The sequence below is a fragment of the Terriglobus roseus genome, from assembly GCF_900105625.1.
Classification (GTDB): Bacteria; Acidobacteriota; Terriglobia; order Terriglobales; family Acidobacteriaceae; genus Terriglobus; species Terriglobus roseus_B.
The window spans coordinates 211,791-224,841 of the sequence record NZ_FNSD01000001.1; the positions used below are offsets into that span (position 1 = coordinate 211,791).

Below are 13,051 nucleotides of genomic sequence, written 5' to 3' on the forward strand. Positions count from 1 at the left end.
CGAACATTCGGAAGTACTCGCGGGACGGGGCGGGCTTGTTTGTGCTGTTCTTCCGCGTCAAGCACCGCGGATGATACGTTGCCGCGGGGCGTGGCTTTGCCGCGGCCGTCGGGCTTTTTTTCTGTCCTGCGTGTTGGTGAAAGAGATGGCATGCATCAGCTCAGGGAGCGCCGACCGCGGTGGTCGCCGGAGGCGCCGCGGGCACGCGTGCCGCAGCAGCCGCACTACGCTCTGCGATGAAGTCATCCAGGCTTAGCCTGCGCTTATCCTTCGTCTGCACGAAGACGTTGCCGGCCATCACGCCGCCACCTTTGGAACGAAGAACGTGGAAGATGCTGTAGCCCTCTCTGCTTCGGTAGCCAAACACCATCACGTTATCGCCGCGGTCCTCCTCGAAGACAAAACGGATAGTGGGGTCGCCCACCTTGTCACGCAGCAACTGGGTCTCCGCCGCGACGCCTGCGGCATGTGCCCGATCGAACTCTCCGCTATCGCGCTGTGTGAAGGTGCCAATGCGCTGGTCGTAGCGCGAGACAGCAAATCTCTCTGTCAGCAGGTGAAGCAGATTCAGTTGGAAGCTGTTGTCATCCGACGCGCGCATGTCATCCACATCCAGATAACCGAGACCGAAACTATCCACGCTCAGCGGCTTCCACGGATCATTGCCGTCCCGTACCAGGCCTGCGGAAGTGATGAGGCGCAGGGGCACAGTCTCCGGCTTGTCGATGAAGCCGCGCATGCGCTGATCGAATGGCGTGAGATGCGACGCATCCAGAATCGTGTATGTGATCTCGCGGCCCGCCAGGACATATTGCATGCCAGCGGAGAGGTGGTTCATGCGGTCCAGCAATTCCTGCCTTCGCTCGAACGCGGAAGCCTCGCCCTTTCCCACGGGACGTACTTCCACCTTTGACTGCACCTGCCTCTTCGTTGCGGACAACGTAGGGCGTAAATCGCGTGATGTCTTCGCGCCTTCCCCGCCGCTTTGTTGAATCACATGCGCAATCTCATGCGCCAGCAGCTCCTGGCCCTCAGTCGTGGAAGGGTTATATCGCCCGGGTGCAAAGACGATGTCGCTGCCGACGGTATACGCCTTCATGGAACGCCGCTCGGCCGCGTGTGACTCCTTCGCATCCTCGCGAATCCTGATGTGGGAGAGGCTACGACCGAACTGGCGTTCCATCATGGTGCGGGTGCCGGCATCCAGGGAATCACCTCCCGCACTCGGGGCCGCCCGCACGGGCTCGCGTTTCGCGGCGTTGTCTCTCGCACCCGTCTCTCGCTCCTGCCCTTGCTGCTTCGGTGACAGAAGGCGTGTGCCCGACTTCCGCGTGGAAACATGGCGCGCCATGTGGTCTGCCTCTGCTTCGAGTTGAGCTCCACGCTCGATCTTCGGAGTGGATTGCGACTGGGCCTTTGGAGCCGATGGGCTTTTCCCGGCAGACTTCTGAGCGGAACCGATGGACCGCATGCTGCGGAGCGCCGCCGCACCGGGGGCGACCAGTTGCTTCGCCGATGCGGCGTTCCTGTTCGCGTGCGCAGCAGAGCCGTTTTGCCTGCGCGCGACGGGGCCACTGCCCTGCTTTGCGGCCGCATTGGCGTGCTTCACACTCATGCTGTCCTCAGGCTGTGGCGTGTCCGTTGCGATGAAGCCGCATACAGTGGCGATAGAAGTCAGGTGACTCCCATTGCATGCGTTCTTCGAGCCGGCGCGAGATCGCTGGATGCGATTTCGCATCGCCCAGCAAATGCGTGAAACCTGCGCGTGCTGCACGATCTTCCTCGTATGCCTGCTCAAACGAGGGGAAGAGATAGCCCATCCTGACACGCGCAAAGGGTGACTGCGGATGGGCGCGGTGATAGCGTACGCAGGCATTCAACAGGAACTGCTCCACAATCATGTTGAAGCCTTCCTTTTCGCTGAAACGATCCCATGCGGGCGCGTTCTGCGTCACCAGTTCGATGGCGAGCGTTGAGAAGTACTGCAGAAAGGCGACGTCCGTCCCGCCGAGAATGCCACAGTTGTCCTCACAGAAGCGTTCCGGGTGAAGCGACCGGGCCCATGTCCACTCCGCCGGCAGTTTCCGATGTTGCGCCTCGAATGCCTCCTCCACATAACCTGGGCCTGACCATTCCCAGGCTGTGTGGTGATACTCCGGGCACTGCGTGAACACGGGGGAAGATAGCAGCGCTGGAGGCAACGGCTTCCACAGGAAAACGTCGTTATCGATGTGGCAGAACGGCTTTGTCTGCATGCTGTACGCCACAAGTTTGCCGAATGCCCACCATCCCGGATCGACATCGCGGAATTCCTGCAGATGCTCACTGACGTCGTTAAACTTCAGCCCCAGCCGGTCGACCAGCAGCGATTTCCCAGCCTTGTCCGTAACCAGCACAACCTCGTCAAAATGCTGCTGCGCGAGCCGAACCGATAGCCCCCACGCCAGCAGATGATGCATGGGCGTGGCCCAGATACGGCCTTTGTACGCGGTAAACGGTTTGCTCCAGAACGAGAACACGGCACGCATGGCGTATCTCCTGTTGACTTCAGCCGATGATGATCTGCGGCTGCATGCCGGTGATGGTGAAGGTCGCGCTCACCGGTGCATTTGGAGCTGACCTGAGGGCGGCACTCACCGTAAAGGAAAGTGTTGTTGCTCCCGGATTTCGCTTCACAACGATGCCCACCTGCGCCGTGGTCGATCCTGCCGGCACAACAACAGAGGTTGCGGCGAGGGATGCCACCTCCGGGTTGCCAGCGAGGGAGACGACCACTTCCGCCCCCCCTGCGGGTGCGGCAACGGACAATACGAGCTCAACGAGGGGAGAAATGTTCTGTGGTGGTACGCCCGGATTCACCGTTGTCTGGACCGCAAGTACGGTGTTGTTCGGACTGACCAGAAGCGAATAAGAAAAGCTGTTTGGTGTGACGGATAGGAGCGTTAGTGTCGGTGTCAGGTAGAACCAGCTCTCGAAGTCAGCCGCAGCAACATGGCTACCTGAGGGCAGTTGCAGGTCCACATGCTCCGTGCCATCTGCCTGTACCGACGTTCGCGCGAAGGTTCCGCCGTCCAGATACAGCGTGCTGCCAGCAGCTGCTGCAAAGATGCGGTTGCCATAGAGGCGCACGCGGACGCGAGCGCTGGCGCGCAACCGCGCCTGCCCTGTTAAAAGGCTGTTCAGGAAGCTAAGCATGCGTGCGTCCTGCGAGATCTGCCACTGCAGGCTGGTTCCTGACCGCGTCACCGCACCATCCAGGATGAAAGGCTGACGGATATTCGTTAGTTCCTGAGGCTTCTGGTCAATATCCAGAACATTCTCCATCGTCACCGTAAAGATTGCGGACGATACAGGCGACGTAGGCGCACCATCCAAGTTCACCACTAGGCCTTTACCTGCGAGTTCGTCCAGGCTCATCACGCTGTCGTTGACCCAGCTGATACCAGTTACATGCAACGCGGGATTCGCGGTATCAAGATCTGTGAGCGGAGGGAACAGGCGGCGGCAATCTGCAATCGCGAAAGGGATGCCCTGGCCGTTGGTGAACACTCCGACGGGATCCGCAGTGATGCATGCCAGTGGCGCGCGCAGAATCCGCACACGCTGAGCTGGCTGGTACAGATCTCCACCGGAACCGCACGGTGGCCATTCGATGGCACCGGTCGCAGCTCGCGCGGGTATCGTCCACGCATCGCCAGTGCGGTAGATCCCCTGCTGAAAAGAAACTTCAATACCGTTCTCAAGCGCAACCCAACCACCGCTGCCGAGTGGCAGCCCGGAAGAGGAAGCGCTGGTGCCGGATTGATCCCAACGCCGGACGCGTGCGTTCTTCGACGTGTCCACCGGCAACACTGTCGTAAACATGGTCAGGGTGCGAGTCGATGACTCGATGCTCTTCACCTGGTAGAGCATGCCGGCGCCGTTGGGCTGCTCTCCAAAGAGCGTGGAATCATCAAAAATTTCCACCCATTGATCCGGGGCGAAACCCAGGTTGCTGTCTGGTCCCAGGGAGTCAACGCGAACATCCGCGCCCTGCATGGACACCACGCTTGCGACGACCGATCCGTTCTCACGCGACCACTTGAATGTGGCATTCGAAAGGCCACCACCCTGGTGGACCTCCACGCGATACAACTGGTTTTCCAGTCCGACATAACCACTGGACGCCACGGGGTCGCAGCCACATGCATCCGACGCGGGATTCGTCTGCGCAGCCATCTTGGGACTCGGTGGCTCCAGCAAGTCGCGATACATGCCGGAGCAGCAGGTACTGTTGGCAAACTCTACGGTGCCCGGCTCCGCAACTACACGCCACACGGTCTGCCGTCGCGCCGTGGTCTCTGCGGCCTGGCCTAGCGCCGGCTCCAACAGGCAGGAGTCTTCACGGGCAGTGACGAGTCGTTCCCACACCTCAAGCCACACACGCAGTGAGGCGTTGCCCTGTCCTTGCAGCAGCATTTCCAACAACTGCTGTGCGGTGTTGGACGCATGGATCAGAAACGGCTGGTTGTCAAAATCGCCGTCATCCATCGCCTCGCACAGAACGCCATTGACGTAATAACGTCCGGCGCTGAAGAGCAGCCTTCCATCTCGGATGGAGATTGCGAAACCATCGTCACCCTTCGGAGCACCATAGTCTCCGATGACGTCCACGATCTCCGTCTTCCGCAGATGCGCGTCAATGTAACGCTGCTCATTCGCGTCGGCATCCAGCGCCACGCGGCCCTGCTGTTCCAGCACCGAGGTGTAGTTCTTTGCCGGATTAAACCGGATGCGGCTGAAGTCGCCCCTCATGTCGTCCACTCCTTATGGAACAGGCCGTTTAAAGCAGCCTGATCCCGATACCGCTTACGCCCTCGTCGGACGCTCCGTTCTCGCAACAATCTTCTGGAACAACTCGCACGCCGTAGTGTGGATGCCGTCGTGGCCCTTCGCAACAGGCCGTCGGCGTCACCAGAAACACGCCCGCTTCCATGCCTGCTGGAAGAAATTCAGGAATGCGGAGCTGCATGTTCTGCACTGCCTCTGACTCCTGTATTCCATGCATCACGCCGATCTGCCCGCCATCGTCCGCACCATGCCACACAGCCAGCGGCGTTCTTGTTGCCAGCAGACCGTAAGCCGGATGTCCGTAGCGCAGCGAGACGAACATGGGAGACAGAGCACCTTCATTGACAAGCGAGGTTGGCAGGCACTGGTAACGGCGCGGCGTGATCGAAGCAAATGGCAGCGAGCAGAAGCGGACACAACCGGTTTGCGTGCGTCCACACCACACGGCTGCCGGCCAGGAATCGTTCCGCGCCAGCCGCGCGCGGAAGATGGTGTTCGAAGCCAGCGGCATGGTGCGCGTGCGGACCTTCCCGATGACCGTGCTGTTCTCCACCTGTAGATCGCCGCCCTGCTGGGAAGGCTCTGCACCGGCATAGGCGATGCAACATGGTGACCCAGCGTCCAGTAGAACCTCGCACAGCATGACGGTGGCGCTATCCACCACGGCAAGTGGCCCCGTCAGTGTCCGCTCCATCGTGAGCGATGTCCCTGCAGAGAGCACCGTGAAGCTTGGCTCGCGAGGCCCTTCCGCACCTGCGGCGTGCAGTCGCGCCGGATCCGGCAGCACCGTGCAATGATTTGCGGACAGGCCGATCGCTTCACCGCCCACCGCAATGGATCCGAGCAGACGCAGACCATTCAGAGCCAGTCGGCCCGTGTTCACGTTTGAGGCCGATGCCTCGCCCGTCACGAGAAGGTCCGCCGCCAACGTCACCTGTGATTGTGCCCCGGTGAACCCACTGCTGACGCCGTTCGCGCTATGAGCCGTAGCGGCAAGGATCGTGAGCGCGCTTCCTGCAGGGATGCGGATCTGCAGCGCCTCCTCGCAATCGATCCGCGCATAATTAACGAAAACAATCGATCCGGTCGTGCCTTCGGGCTGCGCGTTCCATAGCGCGACTGCGTCTTCCACGGTCGGAGTCAAAGGAGAGCCCACAATCGCAAGAAATTCTCCGGCGATGGTGTCGGCGGTGAGTTGAACCGATCGGTCATACGCTCCTCCGCCGATGTCCGCAGCGAAGCCATACGCGAAACGCACCAACACTTCCGAAGGGGAACCCCACTCTGGCGCGAGCGCGATGCGGCCGCACTGGACATCGACCGTCACCCTGCCGGGGACGCCGGCGCACCAGCGTCCTTCGTCTCCTGAGAGGCGCTTCCATGCGATGTGTTGCGGATCAACGGCAACGCCATCGATCCACACGTAGAGACTTTTCGTCTCGCCATAGAAGTCGTCGGCAGATGTCTGTACTTCGCGTAGTGAGATCGGTTGCGGAACGTCCATACGCGTCGTGATGTGGTCAAACGGTGTGCGAAGTGTGGGCGCAGAGAAGAGTGGAATGTCCAGGCCTGCAAGATCAAAGGTGTACCGTCCATCGTCCACGCGGAGAACCGGAGCCTTCTCAACGAGGAAGCTGCGACAGCGCCAAAGATGCAACGCGATATTCGGCAGGTTGAACTGCCCTCCGCCGTGTAACGCAATGTCCACCGCGTCCATGTCCGGAGTAGCCACCGCTCGAAGCCGTGGTGAGATGCGTCGCACATCTGCACGATGGCTCACGCTATCGAATGCTGTGCCAATCCGTTCCATCGTTCGCTGCGACCGCACAGGCGCAAACGCGGGCTGCGAAGGAGTAATGCATCGCATGCTCTGCAGGGTGAACGTGGTCTTGAAACGCTCTGCAAGATGCACCGGACGACCCGACACGTCGGAACACACTTGCTCCAGAGCGATGGCAGTTCCCTTGCGTCGACGATAGCCAATCGTGTTCGCCACCTCGGCGCGAGGACTGTAGAACGCGCCATTGATGGACTGAATTGGCAGATAACCAATCAGGTCTCCGATGTAAGGAACGGCCCACGTAGAACTTGTCTCGATGAATTGGTCTTCATAGAGTTGAAGGATATTGTCTTCGACAATGCCAGCCTGTTCGCCCAGCACATCCAGCAGCGCTTCCAAAGGGCCGCCAGCCGCAGCATCGCGAATACCGTGTACCGCCGGCAACAGCCGCATCAGGTCCTGTCCGGTAAGCTTCATTGCCACGCCCCCAGCCCTGCGCGTGAGGCGGGATCCAACAGGAACAATTCGGCCCCCATCAGCACGCTGTTCGGTGCGGTAGCAAGCGTGTCAGCGCGCAACGTTCCAGCCGGCGGCAGGCTCGACGCATCCCCACTGCGATAGAGGCCCTGCAACTGCACCGCCTGTACGCCTTTGACGGACTGGATCCGCTCGACGACATCGCTGCCCGCCACTCCCTGCTGAAACTTGCGATTGGTAAAGGCGAAGACCTGCTGCAGCGCGCTCCAGACGCGTGAGGTGACCTCATCTACGGCAAACTGCGTGGTGTCGATTTTCAGACCTGCCGCGATCGAAAACAGGATGGGACGATACGGCACAACGCGCACCGGTGTGCGGCCAGTTCCGTACTTTTGGAGATCATCCAGCAGATGGATTGCAGCCTCATCCTCCGGGGACAGCATCGATCCATTCACGCCGGAGACCGTTACCAGCACACCCCGTTCGCCGTCGAGCCAGCTCCACACAGCAAGAGCCTTGCCGATGCCCGGGAACGCGCTCGCGTAAGCCTGGAAGTCATCCAGCGTCACCACCCGCCCAAGCGTCACCGTGGGCATCGGTGCGGCGGTCCGCGCATCCGCCGGCGTGGCGGGATCTTCCGCGCCAGACGCTCCGCTGGGATTCGCCACTCCCTTCAGCCCCTGCGGACGGTCGAGTAGTTGCGAGATCTGTCCCGCGCTCACCATCCCCGCAGAGCCAATGCCCTTGCGATACACGACGCGCAGGTTCGACTGCCCTGTCGGTGTGCGGGCACCCCGCAAGCCATCGCCGAACTGCACAAACACCTTGCCACCCTGATCGACTCCGGTCACATACACGCGATCTGAAGGGCCGGAGCCGAGGAAGTTTGGCACTTCTGTCCACCGCAGGTTGTTCACCCAGACCTGCAATGTCGAAGCAATGCCGCCACCCGTGTCCGCGCTTGTGTAGGTGAGAGGCGATTGCTTGAGCGAGAGTCGCAACGCTGCGTTCGTGCCGTCACCGCTGCCCAGGATCTCGTGAACAGTTTCACCGTGATTCGAGTCCATCGCGTTCGCATTCACAGTCACGGTCACCGTGTCGTAGATGCCCTGCAAGGCGGATGCAAGGTGCAGCGTGGTCACGTCGCCCTGCGTTTCCACGCGATTCACTCGTGAGGCCTCACCTATCAGTACGTCCTCGCTGCTAGAGGCCTCCAGTCGGAATGTAGTTCCATCGGCGAGATGGAGGCTGCCCGCGATGCCGCTGCTCATGATCACCTGCCAGACGCTTTCACTCGCCGCCGCCGTAGGTGGAAACCCGTTAACCAGGAACACCTGGTTCGGTGTCACAAGTTGCTTGCTAGACGTTTGATCCGGCACGAAACTTGCATCGGCAGGTATCAGCACACGCAGCCTGACGGCCTTCCCCTGCACGGCAATTGGCATACCGGCAACGATGCCTTGTCCGCCCTGGATGGTGATCGATGTCCCTACGACCGGCTGCAGCAAGTCCCCGGACATGGCGTACGGCAACGCATCGGTCGGAGTTACATAAGGCGGACGCAGAGGAAGTTTTGCCACGGGGAGTTGCTCGCTCGCCATATAGACCGTCGCCGTGCGTGACGCGGCAACAATCAGGGTCAAGAGATCATCGATCGCTGCGCCAGCAGTGCCTTCTATCACCGCGGCAGAGGAGAATTTCAACGCAGTGGACTTGCCCGTGAGCGTGTAGAGATTCGGATTCCAATCGCGAACGCCGCCAATCTGCAGCAGCGCCGTGATCGCTCCTGTCGACAACACCGCCCACTGTGCCACGTCGCCTGACGGAGCGATCCCTGCGTACTGGCTGTCAAGATTGACCTCATGACTGCCGCTCGAATATTGAAACTGCCAGTCTGTCTGGCCCTCTCCCGGATAGCCCGTCGAGTTGGTGATTCCTGCGGTCGTAAACAGCAGAGGATTCGGTGCCTGCGATCCGAAGAGCGATGCCTTCTTTCGCATTGCATACACAACAACTTCGTCCTTACCGGCGCCTGCGGTGAATGAAGACAACGCACGATCCCAGCCCACCTCAGTGATCGCATCGGCACTCCTCACCTGTACCGAAGTGATGGTGCGCAGGTCGGCCGGTCCTGCTGCCTTGGCGACGCCATCCGTTGCAGCCACGAACAGCAATGCATCCCCCGGCTGCAAGCCTGTACTCACACCCGCCAAGCATGTTCGCGTGTCTTCACCCGCCAAAGCCCACGGTACAGTTGCCATCGCTGGTAAGGCGTTCCAACCCCTATGAGCAACAAGATCCTCTTCTGTCTCAAACACCTGTGGCAAGCCGCCCGGCGGAGGGATGCTCTGCGCGCGTGTACCTGCCGGAATCAGCACGGATTCCGGCGCTCCCGGGGCGCTGTTCAATGTGAATGCGAGCACCGTCGACGCGGCAACGCCGGGCGAAGGAACGTAGCCAACCAGCCTCGTCAGTTCGAAGACCGAACGTGGCTGTGTAGCGGTTCGAAGGTAGGCCTCATTTGCCAGACGCTCCTGGTACATTGTCAGAACGTCCAGCGTTACGGACCAACCGTCCAGTAGCGCCACCGTGAAGTCACCGGCGTCGCGTGTCGTTAAACCTTGCAGTGCGGGCAGGTTTGTGTCGGAGAGAGCCGCCATCATGCTTTCGCGAAACGTTCCGTACTTGCCTACACGGTAGCGAATCTCGGCAAGGCCAGGCACATTCCGGATGCCCTCCGGCGTGCTGCGTGTTTCACCTGCACAGCATCCACAGAGCGACAGTTCAAGAGAATGGCATCCACTCATCGCCCACCATCCATCTGCAAGGAGAAGATCCCGCGATCGCGACGGTTCGGGTCGTTATCGCAGCGGGCAATCTCAAGCCTGCCCATCGGCAGGAATCCCTGCTGCGGCCCGACATCCGAAGGCCGGTCCATGCGTTCAAATCGCACCAGCCTCACGGACACCACACCATCCACCGCCTGTGCCGCGGCAATCAATGGACTTGCATACACTGTCTGTCCGAAGAAGAAATTCTCTGGCTTCAACACTGCCTCCAGCCCATCGCAGCCTGAGGAGGATAGGAAACGCTGCATCAGCGCGGTGTAGACGTCACTGCGGAACCGGTTGGAGGCCACGCACACGGCCAGCGTGATCCGCAGACCGACGAGAATCGCATCCTCTACTTCGAGTCCGGTGCCCATCATCCGAAAGGGTTCGAGACGAATCAGCGTCCGCTCTGCCAAATTCGACGGCGCTAGAGAGGATGGCTCCACGGAGACCAACCCCGCATACCAGGCTCCGGTCCATCGCATGGTGCCACGCGCTTGCGTGATGTTCTTATCCAGCAGTGCGGCGGTGGCGTAATCGTCTTCCGTCACGCAGCGCAGTTGCGACTGGAAGGCAAAGGGAGCATGCTGACGAATGTGTTCGGGAGTCTCCGCGTCTGCTGCCGCGGCGGCCGGTAGTGGATTACGCACGGATATCACAGGCAGCGTTGTGACCGTATGAAGCAGCGTGTCCGAGCCGGTCAGTCCAGAGCGTCCATTGCCAACGCGATAGCTTGCCGTAAACTGCTCTCCCGGATCCACCGCTGCACCATGCTGTCCGTCACCGAAGCGAAGCGAAGTCGCACCGCCGTCTTCAATCTCCAGCACAAACACGAGATCTTCTTCGGCACTCGCCAGCAGGTCTGGTTGCGAAGACCAGGATCGGCCACTGTCATCCTCTACCTCGATCTGCGGCAGAGCAGATGACGCGTCCGCGGTGGGGTTCAGAAAGAGGCTTGCAGGAGCCGACGCATCGAACGGCAACTGGAACGTGAGTGGACCGGAAGACAGCGTGGGTCGGAAGCGGGTCAGGGCCATTTCAGTAACCGCCCCGGAACTACAGGTGCAGCCGGTGGAGACCGGTGAGATCGGTGCATCCAGCACGGTGCCGAGCGACTCCTTCGCGACCCACACGCCCTGATCCGCAGGGACCGCGTTGCCATAGGCACGAGCCACACCGGAGATACTTTTGCTGCCATGCGCTGCGTCCAGCATTGACGAGATGCACAGCGAGAACGGCAGCGCATCCGCGACATCCCACTCGATCTCGGTGACGGGAGTATTGTTCAACGGGTCGACTAGCGGCTCGCCAGCATCATCCGCGACACGGACGCCTGTCAGGCGAACCGCCCAGCGGTGCGCAGTGTTCGCATCTTCTGCTTTCCCGGTCTTTGCACCCAGCACTTCTTCGAAGATCAGGACATCTCCCACTCGAAGGGTAGTGAGATTTTCGACCAGCGTGGCAGATGTTGCGCCCTGTCGCAGACAGCAGTTCATGTCGCTCCAGGTGTACAGGTCCATCGCATTCTGCTCTTGATACAAGCGCGCATCGAGCATGCTGGCGTAGACCGGCTGCCCATTCGACAGCAACACATTGAGCAGCGCGGTCTGCGATGGGTCATCCGGTGATAAGACGGGCGGGACACCTGCGGTGCGCACGTAGAACTCGGTGCCTGCAGGTAACACGAGATCGTCCTTCCCCGTGCTGACGCAGACCCATGTCCGGGCATTGCAGCCTTCGCCAATGCGGTAGTCCACAAGCCGCGCGTGGCGCCGCAGCGAGACTCGGCTACGCGCCGTGCTCAGGTACGCCTCGGTGTTGACCGCATCCTGCATGTAACTCAACCGATCGGCGAGATAAGCCAGCAGTTCTACCAGCGTGATTCCTAAATCAGCAGCATGCGACTCTGTCCACGTCGGCATCAGCACCGAGAGCCGATCTAACATGCCCTGACGGAAACCTTCATAATCCTTCGCGAGATAGTTGATGGAAGGCGCGGCAATGGGAGCCTCGCCACAGCAGCTTTCCGTGTAGCAGTCTGCGGGCGAAGCACAGCCGGCCTTGAAGGAGAACGTGATCTCCGACAGCTGCGGGTCGAACGTCTCCGGTGGGTCCAGCGCATCGGCGCCAGCCCGCAGTTTCAGCGTGTAGGTCGAGAAATCTCCCGTGCCATCGAGTTGAATGCGGAGCGTGCGTGACGTCGCACCGTCGCGCAACGCGATGCTCATCACGTGTAACGGGGCACCACCGCTGACCGTGACCTGATCCACGCCCGGCACCACCATTGGTGTACGCAACAGCGTTACATCTAGCGCTGTCCCACAGCCGGGAGTTCCTGCAACCTCCAGGTAATCGATGCCATTCAGCGAGGAGTGCGCAAGCACCTGCGCGCGCCGTCGTTGTGCAGAACAGAAGTAAGTCATACGGCACCTCCTCCCACCTGGAATTGCTCTGTATGGGGCTGGCCCGTCTCCATCACGGAATACTGCACGGTGATGGTCACCGTGGAATCATTACCGTCGACTGAGACGGCCTCAACACGCACAACATCCAGCAGCCATTGCTGCAGCGCCCCTTGAATCAACTGGTTCTGCGTCGCCAGCATCATCGCGCTGTTCGGCTCAAAGACCAGCCGTGAAGCACCGCTCCCGAAGTTCGGGCGGTTCACACGTTCTCCCGGCGCGGTTAACAGGATCTGTTCAATCATCTGCCGGATGTGCGCCAGACGCGGCGTCCCGGCCGTGATGCCGGTGCTGTCGAAGCCGTAAGGAAAACGCAGATCCATAACAATTACCTCGACCGTTCCTGTTACGTCGCCATCACCCGTACCTGCGTCACCACCGGCATCAGCGGTGTGCCGTTCGGAACACAGACAGCCTGCCCTGTAGCAACCACAAGCGGTTGCCCGACAGAGAGAACACGTGTGGTTCCCGTGACCCATTGCCCTGTAAGGCACGGCAGCAGTGGCGGTGGTGCCAGCGGGCATCCCGCAACGACCCACGGCGCGGCGATGAGGCAGGAGGGCGCGCCACCGAGCATCACGCGCGGATTCGGTGCGGTCGGCATGGCCTGCCCGCCGTGGCTACATAAAACGGTTGCTCCCACCTGCACTAATGGTCCCGGCATCGCTTCG

General features: G+C 60.7%; 8 protein-coding genes. All 8 read right to left on the bottom strand.

Translation table 11 applies throughout. The annotated features are described in order from the left end of the window. Positions 1-160: 160 nt before the first annotated feature. The 8 genes from BLW03_RS00860 to BLW03_RS00895 all read right to left on the bottom strand — a co-directional run bounded on the left by BLW03_RS00860 (position 161) and on the right by BLW03_RS00895 (position 13,044). Entirely contained in the window at positions 161-1,615 is a 1,455-nt protein-coding gene (locus BLW03_RS00860) for an eCIS core domain-containing protein (protein WP_074651917.1), read from the bottom strand. A 7-nt stretch (positions 1,616-1,622) separates the two neighbouring features. Then, entirely contained in the window at positions 1,623-2,528 is a 906-nt protein-coding gene (locus BLW03_RS20515; RefSeq protein WP_074651918.1) for a DUF6734 family protein, read from the bottom strand. A 19-nt stretch (positions 2,529-2,547) separates the two neighbouring features. Next, on the bottom strand, positions 2,548-4,794 hold the full coding sequence (locus BLW03_RS00870; RefSeq protein WP_074651919.1) for a DUF6519 domain-containing protein: 2,247 nt from the start codon (positions 4,792-4,794) through the stop codon (positions 2,548-2,550). Positions 4,795-4,822: 28 nt separating this feature from the next. Continuing rightward, positions 4,823-7,087 carry a hypothetical protein gene (locus BLW03_RS00875; protein ID WP_074651920.1) on the bottom strand — a complete coding sequence of 755 codons (2,265 nt, stop codon included), beginning with the start codon at positions 7,085-7,087 and terminating at the stop codon, positions 4,823-4,825. After that, the gene (locus BLW03_RS00880; protein WP_139285048.1) at positions 7,084-9,810 is read right to left on the bottom strand and encodes a baseplate J/gp47 family protein; all 2,727 of its coding nucleotides are present in this window, start codon (positions 9,808-9,810) and stop codon (positions 7,084-7,086) included. Before BLW03_RS00880 ends, BLW03_RS00875 begins: the two co-directional genes overlap by 4 nt. 80 nt (positions 9,811-9,890) lie before the next feature. Then, positions 9,891-12,341, bottom strand: a complete 2,451-nt coding sequence (locus tag BLW03_RS00885) for a baseplate J/gp47 family protein (protein ID WP_074651922.1) — start codon at positions 12,339-12,341, stop codon at positions 9,891-9,893. Next, positions 12,338-12,703, bottom strand: a complete 366-nt coding sequence (locus BLW03_RS00890) for a GPW/gp25 family protein (protein ID WP_074651923.1) — start codon at positions 12,701-12,703, stop codon at positions 12,338-12,340. The genes BLW03_RS00885 and BLW03_RS00890 overlap by 4 nt, the downstream gene beginning before the upstream one ends. A 23-nt stretch (positions 12,704-12,726) precedes the next feature. Continuing rightward, the gene (locus BLW03_RS00895; protein WP_074651924.1) at positions 12,727-13,044 is read right to left on the bottom strand and encodes a hypothetical protein; all 318 of its coding nucleotides are present in this window, start codon (positions 13,042-13,044) and stop codon (positions 12,727-12,729) included. Positions 13,045-13,051: the final 7 nt, after the last annotated feature.